General features: G+C 58.3%; 15 protein-coding genes. 11 read left to right on the top strand and 4 right to left on the bottom strand.

What is annotated here, in order from left to right:
• Nucleotides 1-110: 110 nt before the first annotated feature.
• From acdA to NLN62_RS12015, 5 genes are all read left to right on the top strand, one after another.
• On the top strand, nucleotides 111-1,325 hold the full coding sequence (gene acdA, locus NLN62_RS12035) for a 3-sulfinopropanoyl-CoA desulfinase (RefSeq protein WP_371932977.1): 1,215 nt from the start codon (nucleotides 111-113) through the stop codon (nucleotides 1,323-1,325).
• A 264-nt stretch (nucleotides 1,326-1,589) separates the two neighbouring features.
• Nucleotides 1,590-2,801 (top strand): CaiB/BaiF CoA-transferase family protein, encoded by a 1,212-nt coding sequence (locus NLN62_RS12030; protein ID WP_254108913.1) that lies wholly within the window; start codon nucleotides 1,590-1,592, stop codon nucleotides 2,799-2,801.
• 453 nt (nucleotides 2,802-3,254) lie between these two features.
• Nucleotides 3,255-4,589, top strand: a complete 1,335-nt coding sequence (locus NLN62_RS12025; RefSeq protein ID WP_254108912.1) for a tetratricopeptide repeat protein — start codon at nucleotides 3,255-3,257, stop codon at nucleotides 4,587-4,589.
• 220 nt (nucleotides 4,590-4,809) lie between these two features.
• Nucleotides 4,810-5,598: a CoA transferase subunit A gene (locus NLN62_RS12020; protein WP_256576088.1), complete on the top strand. Its 789-nt coding sequence runs from the start codon at nucleotides 4,810-4,812 to the stop codon at nucleotides 5,596-5,598.
• On the top strand, nucleotides 5,595-6,341 hold the full coding sequence (locus NLN62_RS12015) for a CoA transferase (RefSeq protein ID WP_254108910.1): 747 nt from the start codon (nucleotides 5,595-5,597) through the stop codon (nucleotides 6,339-6,341). Before NLN62_RS12020 ends, NLN62_RS12015 begins: the two co-directional genes overlap by 4 nt.
• 76 nt (nucleotides 6,342-6,417) lie before the next feature.
• Here NLN62_RS12015 and NLN62_RS12010 read toward each other — a convergent pair whose 3' ends face one another.
• Nucleotides 6,418-7,917 carry a CoA-acylating methylmalonate-semialdehyde dehydrogenase gene (locus tag NLN62_RS12010; RefSeq protein ID WP_254108909.1) on the bottom strand — a complete coding sequence of 500 codons (1,500 nt, stop codon included), beginning with the start codon at nucleotides 7,915-7,917 and terminating at the stop codon, nucleotides 6,418-6,420.
• 102 nt (nucleotides 7,918-8,019) lie between these two features.
• Here NLN62_RS12010 and NLN62_RS12005 point away from each other — a divergent pair, with 102 nt between their 5' ends.
• Nucleotides 8,020-8,907, top strand: a complete 888-nt coding sequence (locus tag NLN62_RS12005) for a LysR family transcriptional regulator (RefSeq protein ID WP_254108908.1) — start codon at nucleotides 8,020-8,022, stop codon at nucleotides 8,905-8,907.
• Between the two features lie 47 nt (nucleotides 8,908-8,954).
• Here the strand turns inward: NLN62_RS12005 and NLN62_RS12000 are convergent, their stop codons facing one another.
• Nucleotides 8,955-10,022: a YeiH family protein gene (locus NLN62_RS12000; protein WP_254108907.1), complete on the bottom strand. Its 1,068-nt coding sequence runs from the start codon at nucleotides 10,020-10,022 to the stop codon at nucleotides 8,955-8,957.
• Between the two features lie 85 nt (nucleotides 10,023-10,107).
• On the opposite strand from NLN62_RS12000, the gene NLN62_RS11995 reads away from it, so the two are divergent.
• Both NLN62_RS11995 and NLN62_RS11990 read left to right on the top strand, forming a co-directional pair.
• Nucleotides 10,108-11,019, top strand: coding sequence for a LysR substrate-binding domain-containing protein (locus NLN62_RS11995; RefSeq protein WP_254108906.1), 912 nt, complete (start codon nucleotides 10,108-10,110; stop codon nucleotides 11,017-11,019).
• 18 nt (nucleotides 11,020-11,037) lie between these two features.
• On the top strand, nucleotides 11,038-11,361 hold the full coding sequence (locus NLN62_RS11990) for a hypothetical protein (protein ID WP_254108905.1): 324 nt from the start codon (nucleotides 11,038-11,040) through the stop codon (nucleotides 11,359-11,361).
• Nucleotides 11,362-11,666: 305 nt separating this feature from the next.
• Here NLN62_RS11990 and NLN62_RS11985 read toward each other — a convergent pair whose 3' ends face one another.
• Complete coding sequence (locus NLN62_RS11985) at nucleotides 11,667-12,206, bottom strand: c-type cytochrome (protein WP_254108904.1); 540 nt, start codon at nucleotides 12,204-12,206, stop codon at nucleotides 11,667-11,669.
• The gene (gene soxC / locus NLN62_RS11980) at nucleotides 12,193-13,449 is read right to left on the bottom strand and encodes a sulfite dehydrogenase (RefSeq protein WP_371933122.1); all 1,257 of its coding nucleotides are present in this window, start codon (nucleotides 13,447-13,449) and stop codon (nucleotides 12,193-12,195) included. Before soxC ends, NLN62_RS11985 begins: the two co-directional genes overlap by 14 nt.
• A 313-nt stretch (nucleotides 13,450-13,762) precedes the next feature.
• On the opposite strand from soxC, the gene NLN62_RS11975 reads away from it, so the two are divergent.
• Genes NLN62_RS11975 through NLN62_RS11965 form a run of 3 tightly spaced genes read left to right on the top strand, consistent with a single transcriptional unit; the run spans nucleotide 13,763 to nucleotide 15,161 of the window.
• On the top strand, nucleotides 13,763-14,488 hold the full coding sequence (locus NLN62_RS11975) for a succinate dehydrogenase/fumarate reductase iron-sulfur subunit (RefSeq protein ID WP_254108902.1): 726 nt from the start codon (nucleotides 13,763-13,765) through the stop codon (nucleotides 14,486-14,488).
• 2 nt (nucleotides 14,489-14,490) lie between these two features.
• A complete protein-coding gene (locus tag NLN62_RS11970; protein WP_254108901.1) occupies nucleotides 14,491-14,823 on the top strand; it encodes a succinate dehydrogenase in 333 nt (110 codons plus the stop codon).
• A gap of 59 nt (nucleotides 14,824-14,882) precedes the next feature.
• Entirely contained in the window at nucleotides 14,883-15,161 is a 279-nt protein-coding gene (locus NLN62_RS11965; protein WP_254108900.1) for a succinate dehydrogenase, read from the top strand.
• Nucleotide 15,162: the final 1 nt, after the last annotated feature.

The following is a 15,162-nucleotide window of genomic DNA, read 5'->3' as shown; positions in this document are numbered from 1 at the left end:
AGCCAACTTAACATATTTTGAAGTCTGGCTCGCAAAATATTCGTTTGCCTTTCGATAGTTCGCGGAGTGAAAACGGCTGACCGTCCCGTACCCGAAGAGGATTCACCCCTATGGATATGAAGCTCTCGCCTGAGCAACAGAAGCTGAAAGCCGCTGCGCGCGAGCTTGCAGAGTCCAAATTCGCCGAAAAGGCTGCAGAGGTAGACCGAACGGAGGCCTATCCCTACGACAACGTGAAGGCGCTGACCGAAGCTGGGTTCATGGGTTACACGGTGCCTAAGGAGTATGGCGGTCGCGGCGGTAGCTTCTTCGAGGCCACCCTCATCATCGAGGAAATGGCCCGCGTCTGCGGTGCTACCGGGCGTATTGCGGTCGAAGCCAACATGGGCGCGATCTCAGCCGTCATGCAGTACGGCAGCGAAAAGCAGAAGCGGATGGCGGCGGAGTTGGTGCTCGCCGGCGACAAGCCTGCGATCTGCATTACCGAACCGAACGCGGGCTCGGCCGCTACCGAGATGACAACGCGAGCAGACAAGCGTGGCGGCACGTATGTCATCAACGGCAAAAAGCACTGGATCACCGGCGGCGGCGTGTCCAAGCTGCACTTGATCTTTGCCCGCATTTTCGATGAGCGGGGAGCGGAGCAGGGGATCGGAGGGTTTTTGGCCGTTGCCGGGACCCCGGGTTTGAAGGTCGGCAAGCGTGAGCCGGCGATGGGGCTTCGCGGAATTCCCGAAACGGAGATCATTTTCGAGGACCTTGAGGTCAAGGACGATATGCTCGTCCTGCCGCCGCGCGGGCTTCGTCGTGGCTTCGCTGATCTGATTGACGCCTATAACAGCCAGCGCGTCGGCGCGGGCACTGTGGCGCTCGGCATCGCGCAAGGCGCATTCGAAAAGTCTCTTGCTTTCGTGAAGGAGCGTGAGCAGTTCGGTCGTCCCATTGCGGAATTTCAAGGATTGCAATGGATGGTGGCCGACATGGCCGTAGCCGTGAATGCCGCGCGCCTGTCGTTGCATCAAGCCGCTTTGAGTGCGAATCCATTTCCGGACCCTCTCATGGCCGCCCAAGCGAAGATCATCGCTTCCGAGACCGCCAACAACGTCACCAACCAGGCATTGCAGCTCTTCGGCGCTCGGGGATACTCGCGCAATTATCCAATGGAGCGCGCGGTGAGAGATGCTCGCATGTTCACCATTGCCGGCGGAACTGCTCAAGTGCTCAGAACCTTGGTAGCCTCGCGCGTGCTTGGCATGAAGATGCCGCAGACACGTGACGGTTACACCCACGTTGCGCGAAGCCAAGGCCGCGATGCTGCCGAATAGGATGACTGTCTGAGGGCTGGGCAGGGCCCTATCGACCATCTCGCCGGATGAGGCTTAGGAGCCTCGTCCGCCTCGGAAAAGGGCTCATGACGGTGCTCTTCGCTCGTCCGAAAGCGGAGATACGCTTTTCGGCCGCCTCCCGGTCGGATCGGGGGCCCGCAGGCCCCGCTACTCGAGCCCGGCGTGTGCAAATGTACATGCCGGGCTCTTTTTCGAAAGCGTCGTGCAATCGACGCATCCTATTGTAAGTGGGGCACCTACAACATGACGACTTCCTTCGCAAAGCCGCTCGCCGGGACGCGTGTGATTGAGCTAGGAGAGCTCATAGCTGGACCTTTCGTGGGGACATTGCTTGCTGACAACGGAGCAGAAGTCATCAAGATCGAGCGGCCGGGGCGGGGCGATGTACTTCGGCAGTTTGGTCCCATGGTCAATGGAACCAGCGCGTTTTGGCAGGTAAACAGCCGAAACAAAAAGTCGGTCGTGCTCGACATCACCCGCGACGGTGGACTTTCTATTCTGCGGGATCTCCTGAAGGCCGGTGACGTGCTCATCGATAGCCTGCGGCCCGGCGTACTTGACAAAATTGGACTCAACGACGAAGCGCTCCAGTCGTTGAATCCGAGATTGATCGTCGTGCATGTCTCTGCGTTTGGCCGAATTGGACCAAATTCGAAGCGGGGCGGGTACGATCCGGTCGCGCAGGGATTTTGCGGGCTAAGCAACCTGACGGGTGAGCGCGATGGACCGCCCATGAGGGCAGGTGGTGCCGTACCAGTCTGCGACTTCATGACGGGAGTGCTTGGCGCGTTCGGCGCGGTGTTGGCGCTCTATCAGCGAAAGGGCGGAATGGAGCCGATGTCGTCGGTCGATGTCGCGCTCTATGACGTCGCGTTCCGAATGATTGCGCCACTCATTTCCTACTATGAAGCTACTGGAGAGGCTTGGCAGCGAGACGGCAATCACAGTCTTGGAGGGGCCCCAACGGGGCATTTCAAGACGGCGGACGACAAATGGATATGTCTTTCCGTTCAAAATGACGAACAATTTGCGCGCTGCGCAGCACTTGTCGACCGTCCTGACTGGGCTTCCGACGCTAGATTCGCGACCCTCTCGCAACGCACCGCTCATCGCGACGAGATTGAGGCTTGGGTCGCGACCTGGATAGGGGAAAGAGATCGGACGACCGTTATCGCAGCTTTCGAATCGAAATCGCTTGGCGTCGGGCCAATCCAATCTATTGAGGATATGGCCAGCGACGAACATCTGAGCGCCAGAGATTTGAATGCCGTCGATGACCCGGTTTTGGGTTCGGTCAGAATGCCACAAACTCTTCCAATCAATCTGAATGCCGGGAAGCAGTCTCCCGCTCCGGCGCTGGGTGAACACACTCGCCAAGTCTTGTCTGAGGTTCTTGGATATTCGGCGGAGGCGATCACACAAATGATAAGCCACGGCCACGCCGCCTCCGTGTAGGCGCCGGTTCGGCGTGCGCCGAATGGTCTTTCAGGCTGCTCGTTTCAATAGCGAATGCTGCCGGACAAGGGACAGCACCCGTGCTACGCGACCTTACCTCTGCCGGTGGCCGGCTGCGAACTTGACTTCATTATTTTTGAATTGGTGCGTGAATTTATCTCGTTTGCTTAAGTTGGAAAATGACGCGAAATAAGATGCTCCAAGCGCAAACGAATGAGCGTCGCAAATGCAGTCCCAAGAACAGGCGGTGAAGTGCAGATTTGCGCGCTCCGTGCAGGCGATCGTGCACACGCGCAACAGCTTTGTAGGTCCGTCTCCAGACTAGGACGCGCGCCACTGCTTGATTATTTGAGTATCCCTTCCCTTTTGCGGGTGTAGCGCCCGAGGCGTGAAGGGCCCTCGAACGCTCGCCGTGAATATCTTCAACCGAAAACGACAGACTTTAGAGGTCCTATGTTCGACGATCGAGGTTTGGAACTTAGCAGCCAGAACGAGGCCGCCGTGACTTCCTATAATCGGGCGGTCAAGAGCTTTCTCGAGTACCGGACGACGGCAATGCCCCTGACAAAGGAAGCGTTGGATGCCGATCCGCAGTTCTGCCTGGCGCATTGCTTGCGTGGCTATTTCTTCATGGTCTTCGGCACGTTCTTGGTCATGGATAAGGCGCGTGCTGCTTTCAAGGATGCTCAATCGACCCTAGGCAATGCAAACACCCGCGAGCGACGCCACGTCGAAGCGTTGGGCCTCTGGATTGCCGGCGATCTTATGGCCGCCAACACCTGCTGGGAGCAAATTCTTTTCGAGCACCCCCACGACCTTCTTGCCTTGCGGCTTCATCACTTCAACTGCTTCTGGATGGGGCAGACCCGCGCTTTGCGCGCGGTCCCTGCATCCGTGCTGGCGAGTTGGAGCAAAGACATGCCCGGCTACGGTAACGTTCTGGGCATGCTTGCGTTTGGCTTTGAGGAGAACGGTGAATACGCGAACGCCGAACGTTGTGGACGCGAGGCCGTCGAGATCTGCCCAGACGACTTATGGGCATTGCATGCCGTCGCGCACGTGCTGGAGATGCAAAGTCGTCACGGCGAGGGGCTGAAATGGCTCAATCATCCTCTCGACCAGTGGAACGATAGAAATCCGTTTCGGCGTCACCTGTGGTGGCACAAGGCATTGTTCAACATCGACGCGGGACGTCTCGATGGCGCGCTGCAGCTCTATGATGAGGCCATCAAAGGCGACAAATCCGACTTCTATCTCGATATTCAGAACGCCGCGTCTCTTCTCGCCCGGCTCGAGTTCTGTGGTGTCGATGTCGGGAACCGATGGGGGGCTCTCGCCGATCACGCCGAGACGCACATCGATGATCATGCGCTGATCTTTACCGATGTTCATTGTGTGATGTCGTTGGCACATGAGCGTCGATTCGAGGCGGCCCAGAAGGTAATCGAATCGATGAAGAACTATGCCGGCGACGAGACCCGCTACGCAAGCGGCGTTATCCGTAGGCTCGGCGTTCCGCTCTGTGAGAGTATCATTGCATTCGAGCAAGGTCGATATGACGATGTCGTGGGCGGAATTCTGCCGCTGCGTCACGTCACTGGTCCGATCGGTGCAAGTCACGCTCAGCGCGACATCTTCGATCAGTACCTTCTTGAGGCGGCTCTTCGCGCGAACAAGCTGCCACTCGCCCAGAGCCTGCTCCAGGAGCGCAGCCTCTTGAAGCCAGGCAGCCATGAGAGCGAATACAAGCTGGCCAGACTGCAAGGATCGATGGCGTCGCGCGCGTAGAAGCGCGAGCTGTCTCGAAGGTCTGCGCAGATCATTGCGGGTAGTCGCCGCTTAGCGCAGTGATCAGTGCCGGCTCACTCGGCGCTGATTGCAATTTGTACGCTGCATTGGCGTGACTGGGGTGATCTTGGCCGATGATTGGTCGCTCGCCGACAACGTCCCGTACGACGTACCTACTGTGAAGCAAGCGGAGGCATCTTTGGCGAGCTCTCTTGGCGCAATGGCGAAATGCATCGAGCGTGGAATGACCATCGCGCTGCCGGTAGACTACGCCGGCGTATCGATGGCCATGACGCGCGAAATGATCCGGCGGGGTGCGAATGACCTTCATCTGGTCTGTGTGCCGACCGGAGGCCTGCAAGTTGATCAACTCATCGGAGCCGGCCTGGTCGGGACGGTCGAGACGAGCGCTGTCTCATTGGGGGAGGCAGGCGGCGCGCCTCGATTCAATGCCGCCGTGAAGGACGGCTCGATTCGCCTGAAGGACGCGACGTGTCCGGCGATTCATGCTGGCTTGATGGCTGCACAGAAAGGCATTCCATTTCTGCCGATGCGCGGGCTGATCGGCACGGACCTGCTTCGGCACCGGGAAGACTGGCGCGTCCTCGACAATCCGCTTGCTGATACCGCCGATCCGATTGTCCTGATCCCAGCCATCAAGCCAGACGTAGCTGTCTTTCACGCTCCGATGGCTGACCGTTTCGGGAACGTCTGGATCGGTCGTCGTCGCGAGCTCGCAGCCATGGCCTATGCGTCAACGACGACATTAGTCACAGTTGAGCGCATCGTGGAGGAGAATCTACTGGCGGATGAGCTGACGGCGGCAGGTGTGTTGCCAGCCCTCTACATTGGGGCTGTCGGACAGGCCTCGCGAGGCGCATGGCCATACGGCTTGTGGGGCGAATATCCCCCGGACGTGACAGAACTCAATCGCTATGCGAAGGCGGCGCGAACGGCCGAGGGATTCTCTAGATACATGGCTGACGTCGGGTCGGAGACAGTATCGTGACTGCCATCCATCCCCGCGAGATACTGATCTACGCCATCGCGCAGCTATTGGACGGCGTCAAACACGTAGCTGTAGGCGCCTCGTCGCCGATCCCCGCCGCTGGGGCCATGCTCTTGCGCGCAATGAAGGCTGCCAAGGGAGAGCCTGTCCCCCGCATTTCGGTACTGGGCTCCGTTGAACACAACTTCTTCACCAACGGCTCGGCCGAGCTGTTCGATTGCGCAGCGCAGGGACGCATCGATGCGTTCTTCCTTGGCGGCGGCCAAATTGATGGGGTTGGTAACGTCAATCTCGTGGGCGCGGGTGGCTATCCGCAGTCGGACGTGCGCTGGCCTGGATCTTTCGGGTCGGCATATCTGTATTTTGTCGTCCCTCGGGTCATACTCTTCCGTGAGGAACATTCGCCGCGCGTTCTCGTCGACAAAGTTGATTTTGTGAGCGCGCCCGGCGTGAGCGAAAGGGGGGTCTTCAGAAGTGGGGGGCCGATCGCACTGCTAACAGGCAAGGGCCTCTTTCGCTTCGACAATTCGCATCCGGGATTCATTCTCGACAGCATTCACCCCGGATACGATCTCGATGAAATCAAGGCTTCGACCGGCTTCAAGTTCCAGCACACGGATCGACCTGGTCGAACGGCACCGCCCGACGCATCAACATTAGGCTTGCTGCGGGGCAAGGTGCTCGATGAGCTTGCCGAGACGTATGGCGAGTTCGCAACGAAGATGCGCGCTGAACTCCCCTGATGCTCTGTTGAGGGGCCTCTCACTACTCGGCCGAAAGGCTAGGCGAAGACCGATGCGATCTTCGCCCGCCGTGAGATCAACGCATCGTTGGCATAACGAACTCGGCACCTGATCGGATGCCAGTGGGCCACCGCGTGGTGATGGTCTTGAGCTTGGTATAGAAGCGTACCCCCTCGGGGCCATGCATGTGATGATCGCCAAAGAGGGATGCCTTCCAGCCACCGAAGGAATGAAATGCCATTGGCACAGGGATTGGCACGTTGATGCCGACCATGCCCACCTGAATTTGATGCGCGAATTCACGGGCCGCGTCGCCGTCTCGCGTGAAGATGGCGGTGCCGTTGCCGAACTCGTGCTCGTTGATCATCTCGGCTGCTTCGTCGTACGACTTGGCGCGCGCGATGGCGAGCACCGGTCCAAAGATCTCTTCCCTGTAGATCTTCATATCGGTTGTCACGTTGTCGAAGAGCGATCCGCCGATGAAGTATCCCTTTTCATACCCCTGACGCCGGAAATCCCGGCCGTCGACGACAAGCTTTGCACCTTCGTCGACGCCTGCATCAATGTATCCGCGGACCTTGTCGAGGTGCTGCTTGGTCACCAGAGGTCCCATCTCGGCTTCAGGATCCGTCCCTGGACCGATATTCAGGGCGCGGACCTTTGGCGCGAGCTTTTCGATCAATCTGTCGGCGGTGCTGTCGCCGATGGGTACCGCCACCGAGATTGCCATGCAGCGCTCGCCGGCGGAGCCATAGGCGGCTCCGATCAGCGCGTCGACAGCCTGATCCATGTCGGCGTCTGGCATGACGATCATGTGGTTCTTCGCGCCGCCAAGCGCCTGGCATCGCTTTCCGTGCTGGGTCGCCGTCTCGTAGATGTAGCGTGCAATCGGGGTCGAGCCGACGAAGCTGACGGCAACGATACCGGGATCAGACAAGATGGCGTCCACGGCTTCCTTGTCACCTTGGACGACGTTGAAGACGCCGTCGGGAAGTCCAGCTTCCTTCAGCCACTGCGCGAGAACGAGGGAGGTGGAAGGATCGCGCTCGGAGGGCTTGAGGATGAAGGTGTTGCCGCAGGCGAGGGCGACCGGGAACATCCACATCGGAACCATGGCCGGGAAATTGAACGGCGTGATCCCGGCGACCACACCGAGAGGCTGACGGAGCGAGTGGCTGTCAACGCGCGTTCCGACGTTCTCTGTAACCTCGCCCTTGAGAAGCTGCGGTGCACCGGTTGCGAACTCTACCACTTCCATGCCGCGCTGGATCTCGCCTTTGGCGTCTGAAAGGACTTTGCCGTGCTCCGCGGTAATGATCTGCGCGAGCTCGTCGATGCGGTCCTCGACAATCCGAAGGAAGCGGCTGAGGATGCGAGCGCGTCGTAGAGGAGGTGTGTTCGCCCAAGCCGGGAATGCCTTCCGAGCAGCGATCACCGCTGATCGAACATCTTGTGCTGATGCTAGTCCCAGAATTCCCGATTGTTCGCCGGTGGCCGGATTGTAAACGGCCGTGGTGCGGGGGGCCTGGCTTGGCACCAACTCACCATTGATGAAATTCGGAATGGTCGCCTGCATGGTCTTTTCCTTCAAACGAAGCTTGATCGTTTGGGTATGGAGCGCCTAAAATCGCACTTCAACGGCCGAATTCGCGGCTCCGTTGTGTAGAAATTGTAGTCGATGGATTGGGAACGGGTTCGGATATTTCTTGAAGTCGCAAGAGCGGGACAGATCCTGAAAGCGTCAAAAAGCTTACGGCTCAATCATGCGACCGTTGCGCGACAGCTTACGGCGCTCGAGCGGAGCCTGAACGCCAGGCTGATCGAGCGACACACAACCGGCTGCACTTTGACCGCAGCGGGGGAGGCGTTGGTCGCTGCCGCCGAGCGCGCCGAAAGCGAGTTCCTCCGAGTTGGCTCCAGCATCGGAGGAGCCACGGAGGCGATCACTGGCACCGTGCGCGTCGGCGCCCCTGACGGCCTGGGAAATTACTTTCTCGCGGATCGTCTCGGAGCGCTCGCCGCGAGCCATTCAAAGCTGGTGGTTCAGCTCGTTCCGTTGCCTCGAACATTTTCGCTGTCCCGGCGCGAGGCGGACATCGCGATTACGTTGGATCGCCCCAAGCAGGGGCGACTTATCCTGTCGAAGCTGACGGACTACACGCTGAGCGTCTACGCCGCAGAGAGCTACCTCGAACGCGAGGGACCCATCGCCAGCCAGGCCGAATTGGCCGGCCGCTTGTTCGTAACGCATGTCGAGGATTTTGCTTACAGTCGCGCTCTGGACTACGCCTCCGTTCTCGGTCGGCTGATGTCACGTCGATACGAATGCGGAAGCGTGGTCGCACAAATGGAGGCCGTCCGGGCTGGGCACGGCGTTGGCATTCTTCACGACTATGCGGCGCAGCGATATCCCGAGTTGAGACGCTTGCTGCCAGAGGTTCGTTTCGTTCGAAACTATTGGATAACGTCTCATCCCGACACGCACGAGACGCGGCGCATCCAGGAGGTACACAGGTTTATCTCCGGATCCGTAAAGGAAGCCAGATCGGCATTTGTCTCCACCTGACAGGCGCGATCACCGGCCGTCGTGGATATAGATCAATCCATCCTGCGCTAGGTCGGTATCACGTAGCGAACGAGACAGAAGCTGACTGCGATCAAGAAGATGAGCGATAACGTTACGGCGGCCGTCACTCGGGCTCCGACCTGTCCGACTACGCGAAGATCCACGCCCAGGCCGAGCGCAGCCATCGACAGGACCGTGAAGACGCTCGCGATGTAGCGGATCGGCGAGATAAAGTTGTCGGGAATCAAAGATAGGGACCGCAACGCCGCCAACGCAAAAAACACGATGATGAACCACGGTACTGCTTTGAAGAGCTTCTGCTTTGACGATCCCGTCGCTCCGTCAGTGCGCAGGCCACGCGCCAGATAGGCGATTGAAGCGACAACCGGCCCCAGCATCATGACGCGCACCAGCTTGACGACGGTGCCGATCTGCGTGCTGACGAGGCTGGCCGGCATGGTGGCCGCCAACACTTGCGGTACGGCGTAGACGGTCATGCCCGCTAGTATCCCGTATTGAACCTCCGAAAGAGCGAAGAGCGGAATGAGAAGAGGCAGTGCCAGAACAACGATGACACCTAGAATCGCAGTGAAGGCGATCGACGAGGCAATTTCATCGGAGCTTGCGCCGATTAGTGGCGCAACAGCGGCGATGGCAGAGTTTCCGCAGATTGAGTTGCCACAGGCGACCAGTATGGAAAGACGATTTGAAAGCCCCAATGATCGGCTCACCGTGTAGCTGATCAAGATGGTGAGAATGACAACGCATACGGTCGCCACCAGTAGAGTTGGCCCGGAGGCCGCTATCGTCGAGAACGTAATCGATGCACCCAGCAACGCGACAGCCACCTCGAGCAGTTGCTTCGCACTGAAGGCAATGCCTGCGCGCCAGCGGGTGCCTGGCGTCCAAAAGGTCCGGATGGCCGTTCCGACGATAATGGCGATCACGATCGCTTCGAGGTAGGGATGACCAAAGGAAGCTTCCTGTGCCGTCTGAAGACCAATCGCGATCCCTGTCACGGCAGCGCAGAGGACAATCCCGGGAAGAACAGAGGAGGCCATCGCAAAGGTGGAAATGGCCGGTGCAGGCTTCTTACAATCGACTTGATCCGACATCGGGTTCCTCTAAAGAGGACGAAATATGCGTGACAGGATCGATTTTGGAAAATATTGATTTGTCATAAGCCGATAATGAGGAATTATGGCCCTCAATCTGCATTTGCTTCGAATGTTCGTGGCGGTGTCCCGAGTAGGCAGCTTCTCTCGGGCCGCTGAAACCATGAATCTAAGTCAGCCCGCGATTTCAAAAGGAGTGCGGGACTTCGAACTTCAGGTCGGCTGTCGGCTGCTGAACCGGTCTCAAAAAGGCGTCGTGCCTACGTCGGAAGGCTTCGCTTTGCTGAAGCATGCGGAGGATTTATTTGCCGCCGAGCGCGCGGCGGAGGAAATGCTCTCGTCTAAGCGCAATCTGGACAACGGATCACTGCGCATTGGTGCAAGTACGACGATTGCCACTTACATGCTCGCTCCTTATCTCGGAGCCTTTCATAGGGCGCACCCGGGGATTGATCTCCATCTTGTCAGCGCGAATACACGCGAAATTGCCGAGCAGATGGCGGCACAAGAAATAGATATTGGCTTGGTCGAGGGGCCGATCGACGAAGGTGTCGTGGTAGCGGAGAAATGGCGGACCGACGTCATGAAGTTGATCGTCTCGGAGCATCATGATTTCGCTTCGGCGAAGGAAGCCATCGATCCACAGCTTCTAGGAGGGGAGGTATTGATACTGCGTGAGCCGGGATCAGGCTCGCGCGAAGTCGTGACGCAGGTCCTCGCGTCGAACAACATCGAGCCGCTTCGGTTTCTGGAGATCGGCAGCACGGCCGCGATCAAGCAGGCAGTGGCGGCGGGTATTGGCGTCTCCATCGTTTCAACTGTTGCGACGAGAGACCAAGTCCGGCTGGGCTATCTGAAGGCCGTAGAGCTTCGCGGAATCACGGTAGAGCGCTCACTATGGCGACTGAGGCTATCGGACCGAACTCCGAGACCTGCCGCACGAGTATTCGACAACTTGTTGGATGATCCGGAAGTACCCAATCCTAGCGATGGATAAGCGCCATCCGCTCAAAAAATGGTCCTGTCGTTCGTTTCGTCATGGTTCGAGGCCCGTCGCACCGCCAAGAAGCCGTTCATAGAGGCCGGCTCTAGCAGCGTTAGCTACGAATTGTCGGACTTGGTCTCCCTCTTCAATGAGAGCGAACTGTGCGCCGCCGACGCGAGGCATTCGGTTCTGAAAGTCTCGGCCCAGGACGACACCCATGCTGGTCGTTTGGGTCGTCGCGCTGAACTCGAGAACTGGATCGTCAGGGACGGTATCGGTCATCTTGGTCAGCAACAGTGTGACAGTTCCGCATCCACTCTGCTGAAAAACAAGCGTCTCGCTGCGTGTCCTTAGGATCCGAATAGCGCAACCAGCTTCACATTTGGGTCGTCCTCTAGGAATCACGGCGGGAGATATCCGAGTTCCCCTAAGGATGTTGGCGGATTGCTGCTGCCTTTGACCGCTAAGGGGAGATGGCTGAGCCGGAGGTTCGACCACCACATCATCGAAAATCATGCTGTAGAACAGTATCTCCGACGACTCTGCGGGCCGCGAAATGAGGAGCATGAGTCGGGGTAGTCGCCCGCCAACAATCGAGCGAAATCTTTCTGCCAGCCCCGTGATCATAGTTGAGCCATCCGAGTGAACCTTGACACAAGTCACTTTACGTCTGGACGGGGATCTCCAACGAAATTATCGCGGTTGGGCATCCTGATGGCGGGCAGGTTCTTCGCATCCAAGGCGGCGTTGTCGGGTAGCAGGCCGTTGAGATGAAGAACATAAGCTGTGACCGCATAGACCTCCTCATTGCTGAGCGATTGGGGGGAAGGGTGCGGCATGGCTCGGCGAATATAGTCGAACAAAGTGGTCGCGTAAGGCCAATAGGATCCAACGGTCTTAACAGGATTCGGCGTGGCCAATGTACCTTGTCCGCCAACAAGCTTATCACCGACGCCGCCTTCACCTTTCGAGCCGTGGCAGGCGGCGCACTGTTGATCGAACACTTCCCTGCCGAGGCCGACCGAGCCTTTGCCTGGCGGCAGATTCGTCCCATTGCGGTCAATATCAATATTCCAGCCAGCGATTTCAGCTTTAGTCGCTGTACGTCCAATCCCGAGTTTAACCGAGGACTCCGAATGCGCCGCCGAGACCAGGAATAATGCGGCGGAACTCGCAATCAAAAGATTACGCATTTGCATTGGTAACCTCGCCGTCCGCGGCAACCCGCCAGGGTTGGACTGCGTTGTTGTGATAGAACGAGTTGTCGCCGCGTACGCCGACCAGGTCAGACAATGTCGGCTGAACATAGCCAGTTTCGTCGATCGCCCGGCTTTGGATCACGGTGGGGCTGCCATCCCATCGCCATGGCAGTCTGAAGCGCGTTAGAGCTCGCGTAAGTACCGGCTCCTGTAGCTGTGCTTCTTGCCAGCTCTTGCCATCGTCGACCGAGACGTCGACGCGCTTGATCTTGCCACGGCCAGTCCATGCGATACCCGATATCTCGTGGAAGCCATGCGACTTGAGCTTTTGGCCGCCGGACGGATGGGTAATGATGGACTTTGCGTCCATGTAGAACGTGAACTCTCGCGCCTTACCGTCCGGCAAGAGGTCCGTATATTTCGACGTTTCTTCGCGAGAATAGACCGGCTCGGCAACGACATGCAGGCGGCGCAGCCACTTTACGCTCATGTTACCTTCAAAGCCCGGCAAGAATAGACGCAAGGGATAGCCTTGCTGCGGACGAAGCCGCTCACCGTTTTGGCTATAGACGAGCAGCGCGTCGTCGAGACATTTCTCGATCGGAATGCTGCGTGTCAATGCTGCTGCATCTGCGCCTTCAGCGACGATCCACTTTGCCTCGCGCCGCAATCCTGCTTCCTGCAGCACATGGCTGAGCTTGACACCGGTAAACTCGGCGCAACTGACCAAGCCGACCAAGTCAGATGCTGTCTTGCCGTACGGCTTCTTGAACCCGGGGTTACCGGAACACTCGAGAAAGTAGATGTGTGATTCAGATGGGAAGCGTCTCAGGTCATCCATCGTGAAAATGAGAGGATTGTCGACGAGTCCGTGGACGATCAGGCGGTGTTGGGCCGGATCGATCGCCGGAACACCCGAATGGTGACGTTCGTAGAAAAGCCCGTTCGGGGTGATGATGCCATCCAGATCCTGAAGGGGAGTGCGACTGGACGTCCAAAAAACCGGATCGCCACTTTTCGGTATGTTTCGCGTGACACCCTTTTCGAACGGAGACGGCGTCCCGTAGAGCTGGCTGCCGACAGGATCGCCGGGCGACTTCATCCATTCGGGGACGTTCGGCGGCAGATTTTCGCCATTGAGCGGGTCTGCGAGAGCATCTCCGCCGACGACCGCGCTGACAGCCGCACCTCCAACAAGCGTGCCTCCCTCGCGCAAGAATTGGCGGCGCGAAGCGACGAGCATGTGCTCATTTGAATCTTTCGAGCGGTCGGCCATGCCTTCGATCTCCTGTTTCAGCGCGCAAACAGACAAGCCCTGGCCTATCGGAGAGATGTGAGCAAACTAACTTTCCTGAAATTGCATTTCAGGATTCGTGAAGTGCATCGTCGATTGATTGGTGCTCTGCCGGAAGACGTGCGCCTAAGAAGTGCCTTTCGGCGGACCGCGTTTGCGGTGATAGTTTTTCTTACATTTTCCGTCACTATTTTTGGGTTTCTGTCAGAAAAATCGTCAATATAGTCGAGCTCAGGCAAACAATATTCCTGGGAGCGAGCGCTTGTCCTCGGACGCAAAAACCCTCGACGTATCTGTGTGGCGGGGAGACAGCGCTGGCGGGAAGTTTGAGCGCTTTCAAGTTCCCAATCAGGAAAGCCAGACCATTCTCGACGTCGTGGTTTGGATTCAACAGAAGATCGATCCCACGCTTGCCTATCGATACGCGTGCCGGGTGGGTATGTGCGGATCTTGCGCGATGATGGTCAATGGCCAGCCTCGGTGGACTTGCCGGACGCACGTGCAGAAGGTTGTCCGCGACAATCGCATCGAGGTGGCGCCGCTTCGCAATTTGCCGGTGATCAAGGATCTCGCGACGGATATGGATCCCTTCTTCACGAGGTGGGTCAAGGCCGAAGGAGTATTCCACCCGACGGGTACCAGAAATGACGACATCGTCAAAGTCGACCCGATGAGTGACGATCGCATTCTCGCGGATGCCGCGATCGAATGCATCAACTGCGCCGTATGCTACGCTTCCTGCGACACCGTACAGGGCAATCCGGAGTACCTAGGGCCCGCTGCGCTGAATCGCGCATGGACCCTCATCAACGATGAGAAGGACGGGAAGCGGGCCGATATTCTCGATGCGGTGTCACAGCGGGGTGGCTGCCACAACTGCCATTCTCAGGGAAGTTGCGCCAAGTTCTGCCCGAATGAGCTGAGCCCGATTACGTCGATCGCCGGGTTGAAGCGCGAGACGATGAAGTCCTTCTTCAAGGGGCAGTGATCATGCTGACATTTCGCCTTTTCATGCTGCAGCGGGTGACAGCGCTAATCATGGCTCCCCTGGTGCTGGGGCACTTGGCCGTGATGGTCTATGCGATACGTGGCGGCCTATCGACCGGAGCGATTCTATCTAGAACGCAGGGAAGCCTTCCCTGGGCTCTCTTCTATGGGACCTTTGTAGTGGCGGTATCGATCCATGCCGCGATCGGTGTGAGGGTAATCGCCGCAGAAGTTCTCCACATGCGCGGTCTTCTGCTCAACGCATTGGCTTGGGCCCTGTGCGCTTTCTCGCTTTTCTCCGGGCTGCGCGCAGTTCTATCGGTGACCGCGCTATGATCCGTCCGCACCGACATCATCCGCTCTGGTTGGCCTACTTCCTTCACAGGTTATCCGGCTTGGCGCTCGCGATCTTTCTTCCGGCGCACTTCTACGTCCTCTCCCTCGCGCTCACCGCACCGAAGGATCTAGATGGCTTCCTGCATTGGGCGGACAACCCGCTGGTGAAGGCCGCCGAGTTTGGGCTCGTGTTCCTGCTGGCGGTCCATTTCTTCGGCGGCCTCCGGCTCATGGCGTTCGAATTGCTCACCTGGACGAGGGATCAGAAGACCTGGGCCGCGGCCAGTGTGGCGTTCGCGTTCATGGTCGCCGGCAGCTTCCTCCTGAGGGCGATTTGAT

Origin of the sequence: Bradyrhizobium sp. CCGUVB23, assembly GCF_024199885.1 — a bacterium.
GTDB lineage: Bacteria > Pseudomonadota > Alphaproteobacteria > Rhizobiales > Xanthobacteraceae > Bradyrhizobium.
Note: the sequence above shows the minus strand (reverse complement) of the source record. Positions and strands in the feature narration are given on the sequence as shown.